Annotated in this window: 26 protein-coding genes; 3 read left to right on the top strand and 23 right to left on the bottom strand. The window is 66.6% G+C overall.

Annotation, left to right across the window (positions count from 1 at the left end):
* Positions 1-39: 39 nt before the first annotated feature.
* The 3 genes from argB to ACQ5SP_RS00500 are packed head-to-tail and all read left to right on the top strand — an operon-like array spanning position 40 to position 2,080.
* Positions 40-906: an acetylglutamate kinase gene (gene argB, locus ACQ5SP_RS00510; protein WP_430935317.1), complete on the top strand. Its 867-nt coding sequence runs from the start codon at positions 40-42 to the stop codon at positions 904-906.
* 1 nt (position 907) lies between these two features.
* The gene (locus ACQ5SP_RS00505; protein ID WP_430935315.1) at positions 908-1,573 is read left to right on the top strand and encodes a ferredoxin; all 666 of its coding nucleotides are present in this window, start codon (positions 908-910) and stop codon (positions 1,571-1,573) included.
* A 3-nt stretch (positions 1,574-1,576) separates the two neighbouring features.
* Entirely contained in the window at positions 1,577-2,080 is a 504-nt protein-coding gene (locus ACQ5SP_RS00500; protein WP_430935313.1) for a SixA phosphatase family protein, read from the top strand.
* Positions 2,081-2,111: 31 nt separating this feature from the next.
* Here ACQ5SP_RS00500 and ACQ5SP_RS00495 read toward each other — a convergent pair whose 3' ends face one another.
* The 23 genes from ACQ5SP_RS00495 to rpsN form a co-directional block, all read right to left on the bottom strand.
* A complete protein-coding gene (locus tag ACQ5SP_RS00495) occupies positions 2,112-2,903 on the bottom strand; it encodes an amino acid ABC transporter ATP-binding protein (RefSeq protein WP_430935311.1) in 792 nt (263 codons plus the stop codon).
* A 12-nt stretch (positions 2,904-2,915) separates the two neighbouring features.
* The gene (locus tag ACQ5SP_RS00490; protein WP_430935309.1) at positions 2,916-4,217 is read right to left on the bottom strand and encodes an amino acid ABC transporter permease; all 1,302 of its coding nucleotides are present in this window, start codon (positions 4,215-4,217) and stop codon (positions 2,916-2,918) included.
* Position 4,218: 1 nt separating this feature from the next.
* Positions 4,219-5,478: an amino acid ABC transporter permease gene (locus tag ACQ5SP_RS00485; RefSeq protein WP_430935307.1), complete on the bottom strand. Its 1,260-nt coding sequence runs from the start codon at positions 5,476-5,478 to the stop codon at positions 4,219-4,221.
* A gap of 130 nt (positions 5,479-5,608) precedes the next feature.
* Positions 5,609-6,625, bottom strand: a complete 1,017-nt coding sequence (locus tag ACQ5SP_RS00480) for an amino acid ABC transporter substrate-binding protein (protein ID WP_430935305.1) — start codon at positions 6,623-6,625, stop codon at positions 5,609-5,611.
* Positions 6,626-6,841: 216 nt separating this feature from the next.
* Positions 6,842-7,588 carry an ATP12 family chaperone protein gene (locus ACQ5SP_RS00475; RefSeq protein WP_430935303.1) on the bottom strand — a complete coding sequence of 249 codons (747 nt, stop codon included), beginning with the start codon at positions 7,586-7,588 and terminating at the stop codon, positions 6,842-6,844.
* 4 nt (positions 7,589-7,592) lie between these two features.
* Complete coding sequence (locus ACQ5SP_RS00470) at positions 7,593-8,276, bottom strand: HAD-IA family hydrolase (protein WP_430935301.1); 684 nt, start codon at positions 8,274-8,276, stop codon at positions 7,593-7,595.
* Positions 8,273-9,313, bottom strand: a complete 1,041-nt coding sequence (locus ACQ5SP_RS00465; RefSeq protein WP_430935299.1) for an RluA family pseudouridine synthase — start codon at positions 9,311-9,313, stop codon at positions 8,273-8,275. Before ACQ5SP_RS00465 ends, ACQ5SP_RS00470 begins: the two co-directional genes overlap by 4 nt.
* Positions 9,310-9,687: a fluoride efflux transporter CrcB gene (crcB, locus tag ACQ5SP_RS00460; protein ID WP_430935297.1), complete on the bottom strand. Its 378-nt coding sequence runs from the start codon at positions 9,685-9,687 to the stop codon at positions 9,310-9,312. Before crcB ends, ACQ5SP_RS00465 begins: the two co-directional genes overlap by 4 nt.
* 63 nt (positions 9,688-9,750) lie before the next feature.
* A complete protein-coding gene (locus ACQ5SP_RS00455; RefSeq protein ID WP_430935295.1) occupies positions 9,751-11,067 on the bottom strand; it encodes a replication-associated recombination protein A in 1,317 nt (438 codons plus the stop codon).
* Positions 11,068-11,112: 45 nt separating this feature from the next.
* Positions 11,113-12,495, bottom strand: coding sequence for a Do family serine endopeptidase (locus ACQ5SP_RS00450; RefSeq protein ID WP_430935293.1), 1,383 nt, complete (start codon positions 12,493-12,495; stop codon positions 11,113-11,115).
* A gap of 146 nt (positions 12,496-12,641) precedes the next feature.
* Positions 12,642-13,061 carry a 50S ribosomal protein L17 gene (gene rplQ / locus ACQ5SP_RS00445; protein WP_430935291.1) on the bottom strand — a complete coding sequence of 140 codons (420 nt, stop codon included), beginning with the start codon at positions 13,059-13,061 and terminating at the stop codon, positions 12,642-12,644.
* Between the two features lie 139 nt (positions 13,062-13,200).
* Positions 13,201-14,217 carry a DNA-directed RNA polymerase subunit alpha gene (locus tag ACQ5SP_RS00440; protein WP_430935289.1) on the bottom strand — a complete coding sequence of 339 codons (1,017 nt, stop codon included), beginning with the start codon at positions 14,215-14,217 and terminating at the stop codon, positions 13,201-13,203.
* A gap of 110 nt (positions 14,218-14,327) precedes the next feature.
* Positions 14,328-14,720 carry a 30S ribosomal protein S11 gene (gene rpsK, locus ACQ5SP_RS00435; protein ID WP_430935287.1) on the bottom strand — a complete coding sequence of 131 codons (393 nt, stop codon included), beginning with the start codon at positions 14,718-14,720 and terminating at the stop codon, positions 14,328-14,330.
* 15 nt (positions 14,721-14,735) lie between these two features.
* Positions 14,736-15,104 (bottom strand): 30S ribosomal protein S13, encoded by a 369-nt coding sequence (gene rpsM / locus ACQ5SP_RS00430; protein ID WP_430935285.1) that lies wholly within the window; start codon positions 15,102-15,104, stop codon positions 14,736-14,738.
* Positions 15,105-15,297: 193 nt separating this feature from the next.
* Positions 15,298-15,945: an adenylate kinase gene (locus ACQ5SP_RS00425; protein WP_430935283.1), complete on the bottom strand. Its 648-nt coding sequence runs from the start codon at positions 15,943-15,945 to the stop codon at positions 15,298-15,300.
* Positions 15,942-17,297 (bottom strand): preprotein translocase subunit SecY, encoded by a 1,356-nt coding sequence (gene secY / locus ACQ5SP_RS00420; protein WP_430935281.1) that lies wholly within the window; start codon positions 17,295-17,297, stop codon positions 15,942-15,944. Before secY ends, ACQ5SP_RS00425 begins: the two co-directional genes overlap by 4 nt.
* A 102-nt stretch (positions 17,298-17,399) precedes the next feature.
* Positions 17,400-17,873: a 50S ribosomal protein L15 gene (rplO, locus tag ACQ5SP_RS00415; protein ID WP_430935279.1), complete on the bottom strand. Its 474-nt coding sequence runs from the start codon at positions 17,871-17,873 to the stop codon at positions 17,400-17,402.
* Positions 17,874-17,972: 99 nt separating this feature from the next.
* Positions 17,973-18,161, bottom strand: coding sequence for a 50S ribosomal protein L30 (gene rpmD, locus ACQ5SP_RS00410; protein WP_430935277.1), 189 nt, complete (start codon positions 18,159-18,161; stop codon positions 17,973-17,975).
* A gap of 12 nt (positions 18,162-18,173) precedes the next feature.
* The gene (gene rpsE, locus ACQ5SP_RS00405) at positions 18,174-18,722 is read right to left on the bottom strand and encodes a 30S ribosomal protein S5 (RefSeq protein ID WP_430935275.1); all 549 of its coding nucleotides are present in this window, start codon (positions 18,720-18,722) and stop codon (positions 18,174-18,176) included.
* 10 nt (positions 18,723-18,732) lie between these two features.
* Positions 18,733-19,092 (bottom strand): 50S ribosomal protein L18, encoded by a 360-nt coding sequence (rplR, locus tag ACQ5SP_RS00400; protein WP_430935273.1) that lies wholly within the window; start codon positions 19,090-19,092, stop codon positions 18,733-18,735.
* Between the two features lie 12 nt (positions 19,093-19,104).
* Positions 19,105-19,638: a 50S ribosomal protein L6 gene (rplF, locus tag ACQ5SP_RS00395; RefSeq protein WP_430935271.1), complete on the bottom strand. Its 534-nt coding sequence runs from the start codon at positions 19,636-19,638 to the stop codon at positions 19,105-19,107.
* A gap of 11 nt (positions 19,639-19,649) precedes the next feature.
* Complete coding sequence (gene rpsH / locus ACQ5SP_RS00390; protein ID WP_430935269.1) at positions 19,650-20,048, bottom strand: 30S ribosomal protein S8; 399 nt, start codon at positions 20,046-20,048, stop codon at positions 19,650-19,652.
* Positions 20,049-20,060: 12 nt separating this feature from the next.
* Entirely contained in the window at positions 20,061-20,366 is a 306-nt protein-coding gene (rpsN, locus tag ACQ5SP_RS00385; RefSeq protein WP_430935267.1) for a 30S ribosomal protein S14, read from the bottom strand.
* Positions 20,367-20,385 lie beyond the last annotated feature (19 nt).

Here is a 20,385-nt window from a genome sequence, read left to right as displayed (position 1 = left end):
CCGCAGCGCGTAACACGGGCCGGACGCAGGACGAGGCCGATGAAAAAGCGGAGCACCATGAACCGGGACTGGATCGCCACCGCGCGCACGCTGAGCGAGGCGCTGCCCTATCTTCAGCGCTACACCGGCGCGATCGTCGTCATCAAGTTCGGCGGCCACGCCATGGGCGACGCCGCGGAGATGGACAGCTTTGCCCGCGACATCGTCCTGATGCGCCAGGTGGGCGTGAACCCGGTGATCGTCCATGGCGGCGGGCCGATGATCAACGAGATGCTGGAAAAGCTGAGCATCGAGTCCGATTTCGTGCGCGGCAAGCGTGTCACGGACGGCGCCACGATCGACGTGGTCGAGATGGTCCTGTCGGGCCTGGTGAACAAGCGCATCGTGCAGGCCATCAACAACCAGGGCGGCAAGGCGGTCGGCCTTTCGGGCAAGGATGCGCGGCTCATGGTCTGCGAACCCGACGACCCGGAACTCGGCTTCGTCGGACGCCCGGCGGAGGTGAACCCCGAGGTTCTGACCCAGCTGTTCGAAGCAGGCATGATCCCGGTGATGGCCCCGCTCGGGATGGGGCGCGGGGGCGAGACCTACAACGTCAACGGCGACACGGTGGCCGGCGCCGTGGCCGGCGCGCTGAAGGCCGACCGGCTGCTCCTGCTGACCGACGTGGCCGGCGTCAAGGACGAGACCGGCGACGTGCTGACCGACCTGACCCCCGAACAGGTGCACGAGTTGACGGCGGCCGGCGTCATCGCCGGCGGCATGATCCCCAAGACCGAGACCGCGCTGGCCGCGATCGAGGGCGGGGTGCGCGCCGTGGTGATCCTGGATGGCCGGGCCCCCAATGCCTGCCTGCTGGAGCTTTTCACGGACCATGGCGCCGGCACGCTGATCCGCAAGGGCTGAGATGCCGGGCACGGCGTCCTACGACGCGATCCGCGCCGGGCTCCGCTCGGTTCATCTGGACATCTTCGGCGCCTTCCACCCGCGACCGGATGACGGCGCCCCCGCCGGCACCGGTACGCTCCTGCTGCTCGGCCCCGACGAGCCGGGCTTCTGGCCCGCGGTCCGGGCCGCACCGGAATTCGCGGACGATCGCCCCGACCCGCTGGACCGCTGGTCGGAACGGGTGATCGCGGAGAGCGCCGCCGCGATCGGCGCGGTGGCGCTATTCCCCTTCGGCGGGCCGCCGTTCCAGCCCTTCATCCGTTGGGCCGAACGCAGCCGGCGCGCCTGGCCCTCGCCCGTCGGGCTGCTGGTGCATGACCGCGCCGGGCTCATGGTCTCTTACAGGGGCGCACTGGCGCTACCCCGGCGGCTCGACCTGCCCGCCGCGGGCCCCTGTCCCTGTGACGGCTGTCCGGACCGGCCCTGCCTGGCCGCCTGCCCGGCCGGGGCGCTGACCGGCGAAGGCTACGACCTCGCCGCCTGCCACGGGTTTCTCGGGACGCCTGCCGGTGCAGACTGCCTGGAGCGCGGCTGTGCCGTTCGCCGGAGTTGCCCGGTCAGCCAGGGCTATGGCAGGCTTGCCGTGCAATCGGCCTTCCATATGCGGGCCTTTCACGGAGACTGAGCCATGCGCCGCCTGATCCTGATCCGCCATGCCAAGTCAAGCTGGGACGACCCCGACATCGACGACCATGCCCGGACGCTGAACGACCGCGGGCGCCACGATGCCCCGCGTATCGCGCGCTGGCTGGCGGAGAAGGGCCACGTGCCGGACGAGGTGCTGTGCAGCGATGCCGTCCGCGCCCGCGAAACCTGGGACCTGATCTCGGGGGGGCTGCCCGGCGACGCCGCGGAGCTGCATCTTCTGCCGGAACTCTACCATGCGGGTCCGCGCGAAATGATCGCGGCGCTGCACCGGGCACGGGGCCGGTCGGTGGCGATGATCGGGCATAACCCCACCATCGGCGAGGTTGCCCGGCGGCTGGCGGCGACGGCCCCGGACCATCCGAAATTCGGCCAGTACCCGACGGCCGCAACGCTGGTTCTGGATTTCCGCACCGACGACTGGCGCGGCGTGCTGCCGGACACCGGCACGCTGGTGGATTTCGTCGTCCCGAAAGACCTGGACTGACCGGCGCGGGACAGCCCGCGCCGCCGCCCCCTCAGTGACCGAGGATCTGGCTGAGGAACAGCTTGGTCCGGTCGCTCTGCGGGTTGTTGAAGAACTCTTCGGGTTCGTTCTGCTCGACGATCTGGCCCTGGTCCATGAAGATCACCCGGTTCGCCACCTGCCGGGCGAAGCCCATCTCGTGCGTGACGCAGAGCATCGTCATGCCTTCCTCGGCCAACCCGATCATGGTGTCGAGCACTTCCTTGATCATTTCCGGGTCGAGGGCGGAGGTCGGCTCGTCGAAAAGCATGATCCGCGGGTTCATGCAGAGCGAGCGCGCGATCGCCACGCGCTGCTGCTGCCCGCCCGACAGCTGGCCGGGATACTTGTGCGCCTGCTCGGGGATCTTGACCCGCTCGAGGTAATGCATCGCGGTTTCCTCGGCCTCCTTCCTGGGCGTCTTGCGCACCCAGATCGGCGCCAGCGTGCAGTTCTCGAGGATCGTCAGGTGCGGGAACAGGTTGAAGTGCTGGAACACCATCCCGACCTCGGAGCGGATCTTGTCGATGTTCTTCAGGTCGCTCGTCAGCTCGATGCCGTCGACCACGATGTCGCCGGCCTGGTGTTCCTCCAGGCGGTTGATGCAGCGGATGAGCGTCGACTTGCCCGACCCGGAGGGACCGCAGATGACGATACGTTCGCCCCGGTTCACGGTGAGGTTGATGTCCCTGAGGACGTGAAACTCCCCGAACCACTTGTTCATGGACGAGATCTGGATCGCGACCTCGTCGGAGACCTGCATGTGGCTCCGGTCGATCTGGCGGTCGAAGGCAACTTCAGACATTTTTCAGCCCTCTCAGTTGTGCCCGGTCTGAAGCCTGCGCTCCAGGGACATGGAATAACGGGACATGAAGAAACAGAAGATGAAGAACATCAGCGCGATGAAGGCGTAGAGCTCCCAGACGATGCCCTGCCATTCGGCATTGGCGCGGATCGCGTTGGAGAACCCGATCGGGTCCAGCAGACCGATGATCGACACCAGCGTGGTATCCTTGAAGAGCCCGATGAAGGTCGAGACGATCCCCGGGATCGAGATCTTCAGAGCCTGCGGCAGGATGATCAGGCGCATCGACTTCCAGTAGTCGAGGCCCAGCGCGTCGGCGGCCTCGTACTGGCCGCGCGGCAGCGCCGCGAGCCCGCCCCGGACCACTTCGGCGATATAGGCCGAGGCGAAGAGCGTCACCATGATGACCACCCGCAGGATGATGTCGAAATTCGTCCCCGGCGGCATGAAGATGTTCAGAAGGGTCGACGCCACGAAGAGCAGCGTGATCAGCGGCACGCCCCGGATGAACTCGATGAACCCGACCGAGAGCGACTTGAGGATCATCAGGTCCGACTGCCGGCCAAGCGCCAGCACGATGCCGAGCGGCAGCGAGGCGCCGATGCCCGTCACCCCGATGATGATCGACAGCATGAAGCCCCCGAACTGGCGGCTTTCGACCGGCGTCAGCCCGATCGGGATCGTCGAGGCCAGCGTCGCGGCCACGGGCCCGGCCAGCAAGAGCCACCACAGCACCGTGCCCAGCACCGCCGCGATCACCGCGGCCAGGCTGCCGAAGCGATCGATCAGGACGCGGAACAGGCCGTAGCCCACGGCGAAACCGGCGACGATGGCGATCGGCGTCCAGATGGTACCGCCCCAGAGCAGCCAGCCCGCGATGAACGGGTAGAGCCCCGAGAACCACAGCATCTTGCGCGGCACGTTCGGGTAAAGAACCGGCGCGAGCGCGAAGATCATCAGGATGAAGGCCAGGTTCGGACGCCAATAGAGCTCGCTCGGGTAGAAGCCGTAGATCAGCTGCAGGTAACGCTCGCGGATCACGGCCCAGCAGGCCCCGCTGGTGCCCTCGCCATAGGCGGCCGCGATCTGTTCGCGGCACTCGTTGAGCGAGGTCGCCGTCCAGGAGGATTGCAGCACCCAGGGCAGGACGGAGGCGAGGATCCAGTAGACCACGTAGATCGAGGACAGCGTCAGGATGCTGTTGAACCACCCGCTGAAAAGATTCTCGCGGATCCAGCCGATGATCCCCACCTGCGACGGCGGCGGCGCCTGCGCATCGAGCATCTCGCGGCGGACAAAGGACGTATCGCTCATCTCACCGCTCCTTCAGCTTAACGCTGTTGTTGTACCAGTTCATCACCATCGACACCGTCAGCGAGATGGCGAGGTAGCACATCATCAGCAGCAGAACGCATTCAAGCTCGCGCCCGGTCTGGTTCATGGTGATGCCGCCCAGCGTGCCGGTGATGTCCATGTACCCCACCGCGATCGCCAGCGACGAGTTCTTGGTGAGGTTCAGGTATTGCGAGATCAGCGGCGGGATGATGACCCGAAGCGCCTGCGGCAGGATGACGAGGTTCATCGTCCGGTTCGGCCGGAGGCCGAGCGCAAAGGCGGCCTCTGTCTGGCCCTTGGACACCGACTCGATCCCGGCGCGGACGATCTCCGCCACGAAGGCCGACGTATAGAGCCCCAGCGCGAGCCACAGCGCGATCAGCGAGTTCCGCATGTGAATGCCGCCGCCGAAATTGAAGCCCTTGAGTTCCGGGTAGCCAAGATGGAAGCCAAGCATCCAGAGCACGATCAGCGGCGGGGCGAAGACGCTCAGGATGCGCCAGTGCCAGGTCCGGGGACGGTCGCCGGTGGCCTCCTGGATGCGGTCGGCGCGGTTGCGGATCAGCCCCGAGACGAGAAGCCCGGCAAAGAGCGACAAGAGCAGGACGATCAGGTCCGCGCTGACGTAGAACAGGCCGCCAAGGACCGGGATATCCCCCAGCCCGCTCGCGAAGAGCGGTTCGGGGATATAGACCCCGCGGTTCGTGACGGCGATGCTGCCGAAGAGGTTCATGGTCGCGTCCGGGTCGTCGCCCCTGAACGCGCTCGGCGCCGGCAGCGTCTCGATCAGGACGGCCATGAAGAACACGATCCAGAGCAGCACCGGCACGTTGCGGAAGCCCTCGATCCAGATCGTCATCAGTCGCGCGACGATCCAGTTTTTCGACAGGCGCAGGATGCCGATCAGCAGCCCCACGACCGTCGCGAGCGCACAGCCCAGGACGGCGACGATCAGCGTGTTCATCAGCCCGATGAAGGCGGCCCGCAGGTGCGAACTCTGTGAGGTGTACTCGATAAGCGACTGGTTAATGTCGTAGCCCGACGTCTCCGTCAGGAAGCCGAAGCCGAGCGGCTTGCCGAGTTCGGCAAGGTTCGTCAGCATGTTGTTGATGAGCCAGGCTGCGAAGAGCATGAACCCCATCAGCGCCACGATCTGGATGGTGATCGCGCGGTAACGGGTATCGTAAAGCAACATGCGCAGCCGGAACGACTCCTTCGGCGTTTCCGAAAGTGCGGACATTGACGCGTTCCCCGGTTGGTGCTTGTCCCTGCATGCGCCGGTTTCTTTATCGCCCGGCTGCGGAGAGGTTCTTATTCTTGTTCAGGATATGAAAAGGGCGCGACGAAGCCGCGCCCTTTCCGAATGGTGATCAGCGGAACGGCGGTGCGTAGAGCAGCCCACCATCGGTCCACTGCGCGTTCAGGCCGCGCGCGAGGCCGATCGGGGTGTTCTCCCCGATGTGCTTCTCGAAGAGCTCACCGTAGTTGCCGCCGGCCTTGATGGCGTTGACGGCCCATGCGGCGTCGAGCCCCAGGATCTCGCCGTAGCTGCCCTCGGTGCCGAGCAGACGGTTGATCTCGGGGTTGTCGGTGCCCTTGGCCAGCTCGTCGACATTGGCCGAGGTGACGCCCTTCTCTTCCGCGATGATCAGCGCGTTCAGCACCCAGCGCACGACGTCGCCCCACTCATGATCGCCGTGGCGCACGAGCGGCCCGAGCGGCTCTTTCGAGATGGTCTCGGGCAGGATCACGTGATCGGCCGGGTTCTCGAAGGTGGCGCGCGTCGCGGCCAGGCCAGAGCGGTCCGTGGTGTACACGTCGCAGGCATTGGCGAGGTACTGCTGCTGCGCTTCGGAGTTGGTCTCGATCGGCACCGGCTCGTAGCTCATGTTGTTGGCGCGGAAGTAGTCCGCGAGGTTGAGCTCGGTCGTGGTGCCGGTCTGGATGCAGACCGTGGCGCCGTCCAGTTCCTTGGCGGAGGTCACGCCAAGTTCCTTCGGCACCATGAAGCCCTGACCGTCATAGTAGTTGATGCCGGTGAATTCGAACTTCAGGTCCACGTCGCGGGTGAAGGTCCAGGTGGTGTTCCGCGCGAGCATGTCGATCTCACCCGACGCCAGCGCGGTGAACCGCGTCTTGCCGGTGGTCGGGGTGAATTTGACGGCGGTCGGATCGCCGAAGACAGCAGCCGCAACAGCGCGGCAAACACCAACGTCGAAGCCTTCCCATTCGCCGTTGGCGTCCGGCGCGGCGAACCCGGTCAGGCCGGTGGTCACACCGCACTGAAGGAACCCTTTCGCCTTGACGTCATCCAGCGTCGCGGCCGACGCGGCGCCGGCCGCCAGGCCGGCAACGGTCAGCGCGCCAAGAAATACCGATTTTTTCATTTCTACCTCTTCCTGATGGTCCGCCTTGACGGCGGTTCATCCGGCCACGCGGCCGGGACTAACGGAGCGAGAGATTGATCCCCCACAGCCCGGAGGAGTTTGGGCAAAATCGCAACAGCCAGTCAAGGGTGCACTGGCTCGTTAACCAAGCGTCAGGTGCGGCATTCCAATCCTGCTTAATAATTCAACGGCATAAGGGGGCAATGGCTACCCGGATTAGGCGCTTTCGTGCCCCGGCCTTGCGCGCGATGCGGTCCCTCCGCACAACCCGAAGAAGATCACCGCGTCATGAAACGCGGTTTCCTTGCGCCGTGCCGCCTCGGCCGCTTCCTCGTCGGCACCCCATTGCTCTTCCTGCCAGATTTCATCGATTCGCGACCTCTGCCAGAGATCCCCGGCCGGCAGGTGTGCGTGAATGGCCGCGAGCCCGATGACCAGCGAGCCCGAGAGCGTCACGAGATCATGCAGGGCGGTCAGCGCAAACGGATCGAGCGCCCGGACCTGCGCATCGAAGGCCTGCAGACTGCGTTCCGGCTGCGGCACATGCATCACGCCCCGCGTTGTCACGAGCGGCGCGTCCAGGGCATCCCGCGCCCAGGCCAGCAGCGGGTCCCAGGCGGCCTCCTGGCGGGCCACCAGCTCGGCCGGGGCCTCCGCCCTGTAGCAGAGCAGGTCCGTTCCGCCGTATTCGGCCAGCATCTCCGCGACGCGTCCGTGCTGGACCGCCACCTTGTCGATCGCCGCGTTGGCCGCCCGGGTGACGGGCATGGTCCGCGGATCGACGGCCTCTTGCTGCGCGTCCCACTCGGCGGCCATCGCCTCGGCCATGGCGCGGGTCGGAACGGTCAGCGCGGCCTTGGCGGGGGTCTTCACCGGACGCCCGTCCAGGGTGACGGTGAAACCGCCCTCGGCAGGCTCGGGGCGCGCCTCGGTCCAGAACCGTTTCAGTTTCCACTCGGTCATGTCGTCAGGTCCATAATGCGTGCAGGGCGGCGTCGAGGGCGGAGAAATCGCGGATCACGACATCCGCCCCTGCAGCGCCGAGCGCCTGCGGCGGATGGTATCCCCACGCGACCCCGATCGTCCGGAAGCCGGCCGCGCGCCCCATTTCGATATCGAAACTCGTGTCACCGATCATCACCGCCGAGTCGGACCGAGCCCCGGTCTCGGCAAGGGCCCGCTCCAGCATTGAGGGGTGCGGCTTCGAAGGGTGATCGTCGGCGGTCTGGGTGGTCACGAAATACCCGCGCAGCTCATGCGCATCGAAGGTATGGTCCAGCCCGCGGCGCGCCTTGCCGGTCGCCACGCCCATAAGCAGTTCGTCGCGCGCGGACAGCCTGTCCAGCGCGGCCCGCGCACCGGGATAGAGCGGCGCCGAGGCTTCGCCGCCATCGGCCAGGCGCTGCGCCACGAAGGCGTGCTTGTAATCGGCCACCATGCGCGCCAGCACCGGCGGCGCGGCGTCCGGCGCCAACCGTTCCATCGCCTGCGGCAGCGACAGGCCGACGATGGACAGCACCGCCTCGCGCGGCGGGCACGCCAGCCCCGCGGCCCCGAAAGCCTCGCCCATGCAATGCACGATCGCGTTCTGGCTGTCGATCAGCGTCCCGTCCATGTCGAAGACCACGAGACGCAGCGGTGCATCGCTCACGGCATCTCCTCCTCGAACGGATCCTCGGGCACGTCGTCCTCGGCCCAGCCGAGGTTTTCCCATGTTCGCCGCATATGGGACGGAAGCGGTGCCGTCAGGTGCAGCTCGGCCCCGGTCACCGGATGCGTCAGGCGCAGCGACCGCGCGTGCAGGTGCAGCTTGCGCGAAACCTCGCCGCCCAGCTGCGCGCCCCAGCCGTCGCCCAGGTTGTCCTGCCGGTTGGGTCCGTATTTCCCGTCGCCCACGATGGGATGGCCGATCTCTGCCATGTGCGCGCGCAGCTGGTGGGTCCGGCCGGTCACCGGCACCAGAGCGACCCAGGCGGTGCGCTTGGCCAGCGCCGAGAGCACGGCGTAATCCGTCGTCGCCCGCTTGGCGCCGGGCGTCGCGCCGATCTCGTCGGGATACACGCAGATCATCTTCTCGCCCTCGCCATGTGGCCCGTGGCCCGGCGCCTTGACCAGGCCGAAGCGGATCGTGCCCATCCGCGGCGACGGGACGCCGGCGACGGCGGCCCAGTAGATCTTGCGCGTCTCCCGGGCCCGGAACGCCTTGGTCAGCGCCCCGGCGACGCGCTGGGTCCGCGCCATGATCAGAACGCCCGAGGTATCCTTGTCGAGCCGGTGCACCAGCCGGGGCTTCTCGTCGAGACCGAAGCGCAGCGCCTCCGCCAGGCCGTCCACGTGGCGGGTCTGGCCGCTGCCGCCCTGCACCGGCAGGCCGGGTGGCTTGTCGAGGGCGATCACGTGGTCGTCGCGGTAGATCACCGCGGCGCGGATCATCTCGGCATCGGCGGCGCTGACGCGCGGCGGCTCGGGCGCTTCGCCCGGCTCGGGCAGGGGGGGCACCCGAACCGACTGCCCGGCCGCGACCCGCGTGGCCGGCTTGACCCGGCCGCCGTCGACCCGGATCTCGCCCTTGCGGCACATCTTCTCGATGCGTCCCTGGGGAACATGCGGAAAGCGCCGGCGAAACCAGCGATCGAGCCTCTGGTCCGCCTCCTCGGCGGCGATGGTCAGGTGTTGGACGCCGCTCATGGGAACATCCCGCGGCCAAGCGCGACGCCTGCCGCCACCGCCCCGAGCGAGAGCGCGACCGACGCCGCGACGTAGGCCATGGCCGCGATCAGGCGCCCCTCTTGCCAGAGGGCGAGCGTGTCCAGGGAAAACGCCGAGAAGGTCGTGAACCCGCCCAGAACGCCCGCCATCAGGAAAGGCGCCAGCCGGTCGGCCCCGCGCGCCGTCAGCGCCACGAAGACGACACCCATCGCCAACGAGCCGATCACGTTCACGGTCAGCGTCCCGTAGGGAAAGCCCCCCGCGCCGAGGCGCAGCGCGGCCAGCCCGGTCAGGTACCGGCCGACGGCGCCGATCGCGCCGCCCAGGGCGACTTGCAGAAGGGTCCAGGTCATGGCCATCCCGTTTCCAGATGCGCCCGGGGTAGGCCCGAGCCCGCGGCGGATGTCAAGGGGCGCTCAGCCCCTGCCCCGCTTGGCGCGGAGCCCCGCGAAGTAGTCGACGCGTTTCTTGAGCTCCCGCTCGAAGCCGCGCTCGACCGGCTGGTAGAGAACCGGGCGCTTCATCTTTTCGGGGAAATAGTCCTGCCCCGAGAACCCCGCTTCGGCGTCGTGGTCGTATTCGTAACCGGCGCCGTAGCCCTGCGCCTTCATCAGCTTCGTGGGCGCGTTCAGGATATGCTTGGGCGGCGGCTCCGACCCGGTCTCGCTGGCCGCGCGCCGGGCGGCCTTGTAGGCGACATAGGCCGCGTTCGATTTCGGCGCCAGCGCCAGGTAGATCACCGCCTCTGCCAGGGCCAATTCGCCCTCGGGACTGCCGAGGCGTTCATAGGTCTCCCAGGCGTGCAGGCAGAGCGTCTGCGCCTGGGCATCGGCAAGGCCGATATCCTCCACCGCCATGCGGGTGATCCGCCGCGCCAGATAGCGCGGATCCTCGCCGCCCTCGAGCATCCGCGCGAACCAGTAGAGCGCGGCGTCGGGGTCCGACCCCCGCACCGACTTGTGAAGCGCAGAGATCAGGTTGTAATGGGCATCGCCCGACTTGTCGTACTGAGCCGCCCGCCGGGTCAGGCGCCGGGCAAGCGCCGCGCGGTCGAGCGGCGTCTCGACCGACCACGTCTCGACCTGTTCGACCATGTTCAAGAGCGCGCGCCCGTCGCCGTCGGCCATTTCCATCAGCGCCTCGCGCGCATCGCCGGTCAGCGGCAGGGCGCGGCCCAGGTCCTTCTCGGCGCGCTGGAGCATCAGCTCCATGTCCGCGAGGCTCAGCCGCTCCAGCACCAGGACCTGCGCACGGGACAACAGCGCCGCGTTCAGCTCGAAGGACGGGTTCTCGGTGGTCGCACCGACCAGCAGGATGGTCCCGTCTTCCATGTGCGGCAGAAAGCCGTCCTGTTGTGCCTTGTTGAAGCGGTGGATCTCGTCGACGAAGAGCAGTGTCCCCTGCCCGTTCCGATGGCGCATCTTGGCGGACTCGAAGACCTTCTTCAGCTCGGCGACGCCGGTAAAGATCGCGCTGATCTGGACGAAGGCCATGTCGGTCTCGTCGGCCAGCAGCCTCGCGATGGTGGTCTTGCCCACACCGGGCGGCCCCCAGAAGATCAGCGAGGACATGTGCCCGCCCGCGAGCATCGTGGTCAGCGATCCCTCCGGTCCCAGCAGGTGATCCTGGCCGATTACCTCGGACAGGTGCCGGGGCCGCAGCCGGTCGGCCAGCGGCCGCGGCGCATCGGGCGGGGGCGCCTCGGCACCCGGAAGATCGAAGAGATCGGTCATGGGCAAACCTTAAGCCGCGGGACGGCGCGGGGAAAGCGCAACGGGTCAGATACGGAACCGCAACAGCCTCTGCCGGCCGTCGCGGACAAGCCGGATCGCCCAGTTCCGGGTGCGATCGCGGGCGGCCCGTGCGACTTCGGCGGTGGTGGCGACCGGGCGGCCGTTGATCTCGAGCAGGACGTCGCCCGGCCGCAGCCCGGCGCGGGCCGCGAAGCCCTCGGCCGCCGTGACGACGACCCCCTCGGCGTCGAAAGGCAGGTCCATCTCGTCGATCACCGCCGGGTTCAGGTTCGACACGCTCAGCCCGTTGAGCGGCACCTCGCCGCCGATGCGGCGCGCATCACGGGCCGGAATCTCCGGCGGCGCGATCAGGCTGACCTCGGCGGCATCGGCCCGGCCGTCGCGCACGTAATCCACGGCAACCGTCTCGCCGATCCCGCGCACGCTCATGTGGTATAGCATTTCCTGCGGGCCGTTCACCGGCAGGCCGTCGAGCGACACCACCACGTCCCCCGGCCGCAGGCCCGCGGCCCGGAAGGGGCTTTCGGCGTGCATCGCGGCGATCACCATGCCCGCCGGGCGCGACAGGCCGAAGCCCTCGGCCAGGTCGGAATCCACGGCCTGCCCCGTCAGCCCGGCCCAGGGCCGTTCGAACCGGGTCTTGCCCGCCCTGGCCTGCTCGACGAACCCCGCGACGAGATTCGACGGGATCGCGAAGCCGATCCCGTTGGACCCGCCGGATCGCGACAGGATCGCCGTGTTCACGCCGACGAGCCGGCCCGCCCCGTCGACCAGCGCACCGCCGGAATTGCCCGGGTTGATGGCCGCGTCGGTCTGGATGAAGTAGCCCCGCGCGCTGCCCGCGAAGAGCCCCGAGCGCGCCAGGCCGGACACGATGCCCGAGGAAACGGTCTGCCCGATGCCGAAGGGGTTGCCGATCGCCAGCACAAGGTCGCCCACCTCGAGGCTGTCCGAATCGCGGATCTCGAGCGCCGGAAGACCCTCGGCGCCCTCGAGGCGCAGCACGGCCAGATCGGACTCCTCGTCGGCCAGCAGAACCTCGGCATCGTATTCGCGCCGGTCCTTCAGCACGACGCGGATCTCGGTCGCCTGGCCCACCACGTGGTAGTTCGAGACCACGATCCCGTCGGGCGACAGGATCACCCCCGAGCCGAGCGAGTTCTGCACCCGCGGCGTCGGGCGGCCGAAATTCCGGAAGAACTCGTCGAAGAAGGGATCGCCGGCGAAAGGCGTGCGCCGCTCTTCCACCACCCGCCTGGCGTAGATGTTGACCACGGCCGGCGCGGCCTTGCGCACAACCGGCGCGAAGGAGAGCTGCATCTCCGCGCCGCTTGCCGGCACCCGGGTCTCGGCGGTGACGGGCAGCGCGAGCGTAAGGGCGAGAAACAGCGAGACAAGGGCACGCATGGGACGGGGCCTCCGTTCGGTCAGTCTGTGTCCGGAGCGGGATATGCAAACTGGGGCGGCGGGTTTCAACCGCGACGCCCCCGATGCGCCGAAAACGAAAAACCCCGCCGAGGGGCGGGGTTTCTGCGATCCGGCAGGAGACCGGTTTATTCCTCGGCGGCCTCTTCCTCGGCGACACGCGCGCGGTCGGCCTGGCCCTTGGCGTCCGGGTCGCGGTCGACGAACTCGATGATCGCCATCGGCGCCATGTCGCCGTAGCGGAAGCCGGCCTTGAGGACGCGGACATAGCCGCCCTGGCGATCCTTGTAGCGCGGGCCGAGGACGTCGAAGAGCTTGGCCACATGGGCGTCCTGCTTGAGACGCGAGGCCGCCTGGCGGCGCGCGTGCAGATCGCCTTTCTTGGCGAGGGTGACGAGTTTCTCGGCCACCCGGCGCAGTTCCTTGGCCTTGGGCAGCGTGGTCTTGATCTGCTCATGCTCGATGAGCGAGCCGGCCATGTTCGCAAAGAGCGCCTTGCGGTGCTCGGCGGTGCGGTTCAGGCGGCGATAGCCGTTTGCGTGACGCATGTCTTGGTTCCTTCTCTCTTTGTGCTTTGTCCGGCGGCCGTGCGTGGCGACCGCTCTCCTTGGGGCGTTGGCCCGGTCTTCCCCGCCAGTGCGGGCATTGGAATGCGGGCCGCTTAAGCCACGGCCCGCATCCTGTCAATCAGAACTGCTCTTCGTACTTCTTGGCCAGTTCCTCGATGTTGTCGGGCGGCCAGTCGACGATGTCCATGCCCAGGTGCAGGCCCATGGACGAAAGCACTTCCTTGATCTCGTTCAGCGACTTCCGGCCGAAGTTCGGGGTCCGCAGCATCTCGGCCTCGGTCTTCTGGATGAGGTCGCCGATATAGACGATGTTGTCGTTCTTCAGGCAGTTTGCCGAACGGACGCTGAGCTCGAGTTCGTCCACCTTCTTGAGCAGAAGCGGGTTGAACTCCAGCTCCTCCTCCTCTTCGCCGCGGCCGGCGGCCTCGGGCTCCTCGAAGTTGACGAAGATCGACAGCTGGTCCTGCAGGATGCGCGCGGCATAGGCCACGGCGTCGTCCGGCGTGACGGACCCGTCGGTGTCCACCTTCAGCGTCAGCTTGTCGTAATCCAGCACCTGGCCCTCGCGGGTGGGCGTCACGTCGTAGGACACCTTCTTGACCGGCGAATAGATCGCGTCGATCGGGATCAGGCCGATGGGCGCATCGTCCGGGCGGTTCTTGTCCGCCGCGACATAGCCCTTGCCGGTGTTCACCGTCAGCTCCATGAAGAGTTCCGCGCCCTCGTCGAGGTGGCAGATCACGTGATCCTTGTTCAGGATCTCGATACCCGCGGATTCCGAGATATCGGCGGCGGTGACGACGCCCGGCCCCTTGGCGGTGATCGACAGGCGCTTCGGCCCCTCGACTTCCATCCGGAGCGCGACGCCCTTGAGGTTCAGCACCACGTCGGTGACGTCCTCGCGGACGCCCGCGATGGACGAGAATTCATGCAGGACGTTGTCGATCTGCACGCTGGTGATGGCCGCGCCCTGGAGCGACGAGAGCAGCACCCGGCGCAGCGCGTTGCCCAGCGTCAGACCGAAGCCGCGTTCGAGCGGTTCTGCCACGACGATGGCCTGCCGGTGCGGGTCGGCACCCGGACGCACGTCCAGCTGCGTGGGCTTGATGAGTTCCTGCCAGTTTTTATGGATCATGAGTTGCCTCCATTCCTGTTCGCCGGTCTGACCCGAGACCGGGAACGCCCGAGGATCAATATGACGGATTCGGGCCGCGCGGGTCTGCGCGGCCCGAGATAATGCCTTTGTCAGACGCGCCGACGCTTCGGCGGACGGCAGCCGTTATGCGCGATGGGCGTAACGTCCCGGATCGCGGTAATCTGGAACCCGACGGCGGCCAGGGCGCGCAGCGCGCTCTCGCGGCCGGACCCGGGGCCCTGCACCTCGACCTCGAGCGTCTTGACGCCATGTTCCTGCGCCTTGCGACCGGCGTCTTCGGCGGCCATCTGCGCGGCGTAGGGGGTCGATTTGCGCGAGCCCTTGAAGCCCATCGTGCCGGCGGACGACCAAGAGATCGCGTTGCCCTGCACGTCGGAAATCAGGATCTTGGTGTTGTTGAAGGACGAGTTCACATGCGCCACGCCGGCGGCGATGTTCTTGCGTTCCTTGCGGCGGGTGGTGCGTTGACGATCGCGTGCCATTATCCTGTGCCTCCCTTACTTCTTCTTGCCGGCGATGGGTTTCGCCGGGCCTTTGCGGGTGCGCGCATTGGTATGCGTGCGCTGTCCGCGGACGGGGAGGTTGCGGCGGTGCCGCAAGCCGCGATAGCTGCCGAGGTCCATGAGGCGCTTGATGTTCATCTGAACTTCGCGGCGCAGGTCGCCCTCGACGGTGAAGTTGGAGTCGATGTGCTCACGGATCGCGAGCAGCTCGGAATCGCTGAGCTCGTTGACACGGCGCGACTGGTCGACGCCTGCGGCCTCGCAGATTTCGCGGGCCGAGCTGTGACCGATGCCGTGGATGTAGGTCAGTGCGATGGGGACCCGTTTATGGGTCGGGATGTTCACGCCAGCAATACGTGCCAATTTCGTCTACCTTTCCGTTGCGGTTCCGTAGCCCCAGAACCTTTTTTCACAACGCAGGCCCGAGGCTGCATGCCGCCGGGCCTGTATCTTCGCCTGCCACAATGCCGAAGCTTATGAAATCAAGCGATTCTCGTCGCGAGATGCGCCCGAATAAGGGGTTTTCAACCGAAGGTCAAGGGGCGCCCGCCGCCCATCACACCTTGTCAAGCGCATCCTTGATCGCGGCGGCCACGTCCTCGATCTCTGCGAGGCCGTCGACACGGTCAAGCTTGCCCTTGGCGTAGTAGTAGCCCAGCAGCGGCGAGGTCTTCTTGTAGTATTCCAGAAGCCGCGTGCGCAGGCTTTCCTCGTTGTCGTCGGCCCGGCGCTTGAGCTCGGTCGACCCGCAGACGTCGCAGACGCCCTCGACCTTGGTGGGCTTGGTCTCGTCGTGATAGACCTCGCCGCAATTGCCGCAGGTGAAGCGGCCGGTGATCCGGCGCACCAGCGCCTCGTCGTCGACCTGCATCTCGATCACCGCGTCGAGCGACTGGCCCAGCTTGTCCAGCAGCGCGCCGAGCGCGTCGGCCTGGCCCAGCGTGCGGGGGAAGCCGTCGAAGATGAAGCCCGAGGCGCTTTCCCCGCGCAGCTTTTCCTCGATCAGGCCGATGACGATCTCGTCGGTGACAAGCTCGCCGCGGTCCATGATCTCGGCGACCTTCTTGCCCATCTCGGTGCCGCTGGTGCGGGCCTCGCGGAGCATGTCGCCAGTGGAGAGCTGGATCATGCCCCTCTGCTCTACCAGTCGTCTGGCCTGGGTACCCTTTCCAGCGCCCGGCGGGCCGAGGAGAATGATATTCATCGTTTCGCTGTCCCTTTCTTGCCGCGCTTCTTGCCGCGCAGCTGAGATTTTTCGATCAGCCCTTCATACTGATGTGCCAGCAGATGCGACTGAACCTGGCTGATCGTGTCCATCGTGACCGACACGACGATCAGCACCGAAGTGCCGCCAAAATAGAAAGGGATGGCCAGTTGTGAACGGAGAATCTCCGGAAGGAGACAAACTGCCGCAAGATAGGCCGACCCGAGCACCAGTACGCGCGTGACGACGTATTCAAGGTATTCCTCGGTGCGCTTGCCCGGCCGGATGCCGGGGACGAAACCGTTCTGGTTCTTCAGGTTTTCGGCAACGTCGTCCACCTTGAAGGACACGTTGAGCGTGTAGAAATAGGCGAAGAAGACGATCATCGCCGCGAAGAAGAGCAGGTAGAGCGGCTGGCCCGGGCCGAAATAGGCCAGGATGGTGGACATCACCGGGCCGGTCTGGCTGCCGGAGAAGGTCGAGACCGTCGTCGGCAGCAGCAGCAGCGACGAGGCGAAGATCGCCGGGATGACGCCGGCCGGGTTCACCTTGACCGGCAGGTGCGACGAGCCGCCGTCATACATCTTCATGCCGACCTGGCGACGCGGATACTGGATGTGGATCTTCCGGAGCGCCCGCTCCATGAAGACGACGAAGGCGATCACCACGACCACCATGATCATCACGCCGATGATGACGGCCGGCGACAGGGCGCCGGTGCGGCCCTGGCTGAAGAACTGTGCCAGCGCGGCCGGGATCTCGGCGATGATGCCCACGAAGATGATGAGCGAGATGCCGTTGCCGATACCGCGGGCGGTGATCTGCTCGCCCAGCCACATCAGGAACATCGTGCCGCCGACCAGCGTGATGACGCAGGAAACCCGGAAGAACCAGCCCGGATCGGTGACGAGATCGCCGGCCTCGAGGCTGGCGGCGAGGCCATAGGCCTGGAAGGTCGCCAGGAACACCGTGCCGTAGCGGGTGTACTGGTTGATCTTCTTGCGGCCCTGCTCGCCCTCTTTCTTGAGCTGCTGCAGCTTCGGCACCATCGCGGCCAGAAGCTGCACGATGATCGACGCCGAGATATAGGGCATGATCCCCAGCGCGAAGACGCCCATGCGCCCGATGGCGCCGCCGGTGAACATGTTCAGGATCCCGCCGAGACCGGCCGAGGCCTGGTCGACGAATTCGCGCAGCGCCTGGCCGTCGATGCCGGGGACGGGAATATAGGTGCCGATCCGGTAAACGATCAGGAGCCCGAGCGCGAAGAAGATCCTCTGGCGCAGCTCCGTGGCCTTGCCGAGAGTCCCCCAGCTCATGTTCCGGGCCATCTGTTCCGCTGCTGATGCCATGCCCTGTCCTTTTCACGAAAGCGCCGCGAGGACCGTTTTCCAGGTCTCGCGGCGCGGGAAAACTATCGTGTACCTAGGCGGCGCGACCGCCGCCTGCAAGCGTTATTCCGCCGCTGCCGCAGAGGTGACCGTCAGCGAGCCGCCGGCCTTTTCGACCGCCTCGACCGCCGACTTGGACGCGCCCGAAACCTGCAGCTCGACCTTGGCGCTGAAATCGCCCTTTGCCAGAACCCGGACGCCGTCGCGCTTGCGCCGGACGAGACCCGATTCGACCAGGGCCGCCTCGGTGATCGGCTTCTTGGTGTCGATCTTGCCGGCCTCGATGAACTTCTGGATCAGCCCGAGATTCACCACGGCGAATTTCTTGCGGTTCGGCTTGTTGAAGCCACGCTTCGGAAGCCGCATGTACAGCGGCATCTGGCCGCCCTCGTAGGCGTTGATCGCCACGCCCGAGCGCGACTTCTGGCCCTTGATGCCACGGCCGCCGGTCTTGCCCTTGCCCGAGCCCGGGCCGCGGCCGATGCGTTTCCTCGGGCGCGTGGCGCCCGCGTTATCGCGTAGTTCGTTCAGTTTCATGTCGCTTCTCCTCTGCCGGACGCGTCCCCGAGCGACTGAGGGGACGGCCACGGCCTGTTGTCACGTTTCCCCGCGCCGCGCGCGAGGGATCGAGGGCGCTTAGCCGCGCTCCTCGACGATTTCCACCAGATGCGGGATCTTGCGGATCATGCCACGGATCGCCGGGGTGTCTTCCAGCTCGCGGGTCTTGTGCATCTTGTTGAGGCCGAGCCCGATCAGCGTCTGGCGCTGTTTCTGGGGCCGGCGGATCGGGCTGCCGATCTGCTTGACGACGATGGTTTTTGCCATGGGACCCTCTCCTTAGGCTTCCGCCGGCTGCTCGGCGCCGTCGCGGTGAAGGATCTCTGCGACCTTCTTGCCGCGGCGCTGGGCCACCTGGCGCGGGCTGGATTCGGACTGGAGCCCGTCCAGCGTCGCGCGGATCATGTTGTAGGGGTTCTGGCTGCCGTTCGACTTGGCCACCACGTCCTGGATGCCGAGCATCTCGAACACGGCGCGCATCGGGCCGCCGGCGATGATGCCGGTCCCCTGCGGCGCCGAGCGCATGATGACCCGGCCGGCGCCGTGACGCCCTTCGACGTCGTGGTGCAGGGTGCGCCCCTCGCGGAGCGGCACGCGGATCAGGTTCCGCTTGGCCTGTTCGGTCGCCTTGCGGATGGCCTCGGGCACTTCCTTGGCCTTGCCCTTGCCGAAGCCGACGCGGCCCTTCTGGTCGCCCACGACCACGAGCGCTGCAAAGCCGAAGCGTTTGCCGCCCTTCACGGTCTTGGAAACCCGATTGATCGCCACGAGACGATCAGCGAATTCGGGCGCCTCGTCGCGGTTCCGACGGTTGTCTTCTCTCGCCATTATCGTCTCCTCAGAACTTCAGGCCGCCTTCGCGCGCGGCGTCGGCCAATGCCTTGACCTTCCCGTGGAACAGGAAGCCACCACGATCGAAGTAGCACTCTTCCACGCCCTTTTCCTTGGCACGCTCGGCGATCTTGGCGCCGACCTTCGCCGCGGCATCGACGTTGTTCTTCCCGGCGATCCCGAGATCCTTCTCCAGGGAGGAGGCGGATGCCAGGGTCACGCCGTTCGCATCGTCGATGAGCTGGACGTGAATGTTCTTGTTAGAGCGGTGGACCGAAAGACGCAGGCGCCCGTTCGATTCCTTCCGCAGCTTGTTCCGAACGCGCAGGCGGCGCTTGAGGAACATCGCTCTCTTCTTGTTCGCCATCGTCTCGCGTCCTTACTTCTTCTTGCCTTCCTTGCGGAAGATGTACTCGTCCTTGTACTTGATGCCCTTGCCCTTGTAGGGCTCGGGCACGCGCCATTCGCGGATATTGGCCGCGACCTGGCCGACGAGCTGCTGATCGGCGCCCTCGACGACCACTTCGGTCGGCTTCGGCGCGGTGACGGTGACACCCTCGGGCACTTCGAAATTCACTTCGTGGCTGAGGCCGAGGTTCAGCTTCAGGGTGTTCCCCTGCATCTGGGCCCGGTAGCCGACGCCGTTGATCTCGAGTTCCTTCTTGAACCCTTCGGTGACACCCTGGACGAGGTTGGCCACCATCGTGCGGGCCATGCCCCACTGCTGGCGGGCGCGCTTGGACTCGCCGCGCGGCCGCACCGTGATGACATTGTCATCCAGCGTGATGGTCACATCGTCGGTTGCGGTGAAGTTCCGGGCGCCTTTCGGGCCCTTCACTTCGACGGTCTGGCCCGAGACGGACGCGGTGACGCCCGACGGAAGCTCGACCGGTCTTTTTCCAATACGAGACATTCCAGACCTCCTTAGAAGACGGTGCAGAGCACTTCGCCGCCGACATTCGCCGACCGCGCGGCCGCGTCCGACATCACGCCCTTGGGCGTGGAGACGATCGCGACGCCGAGACCCTGGCGGACCGAGGGCAGCTCTTTCACGCCGGCATAGACGCGCCTGCCGGGCGTCGAGACGCGCTGAAGATCGCGGATGACGGGCGCGCCGTCAAAATACTTCAGGCTGATCTCGATCGCGGGCAGGCCACGCGCATCGGTGGTGTTCTCGTAGCCGCGGATGAAGCCCTCTTCCATCAGCACGTCCAGCACCCAGCCGCGAAGCTTGGACGCCGGGGTGACGACGGTGGACTTGCCGCGCAGCTGCGCATTGCGGATCCGGGTGAGCATATCGCCGAGAGGATCGTTCACAGACATCTCTTCCCCTCCTTACCAGCTCGACTTGACCATGCCGGGGATCTGCCCGGTGGAACCAAGGTCGCGCATCGCGATCCGCGACATCTTGAGCTTGCGATAATAGGCGTGCGGCCGGCCGGTCAGCTGGCAGCGGTTATGCAGGCGGGTCGGCGAGGAATTGCGCGGCAGCTTCGCCAGCTTGAGGCGGGCCTTGAAACGCTCTTCCATCGACAGATCCTGGTTGTTCGCGATTTCCTTGAGCGCGGCACGCTTGGCGGCGTATTTCTCCACCATGCGCTGACGCTTTTTCTCGCGCTCGACCATCGAGACTTTAGCCATGTTTCTCTCTCCTCCCGCG

The sequence above is a fragment of the Rhodovulum sp. YNF3179 genome (assembly GCF_050586465.1).
Taxonomy (GTDB): Bacteria; Pseudomonadota; Alphaproteobacteria; order Rhodobacterales; family Rhodobacteraceae; genus CAJXYS01.
Note: the sequence above shows the minus strand (reverse complement) of the source record. Positions and strands in the feature narration are given on the sequence as shown.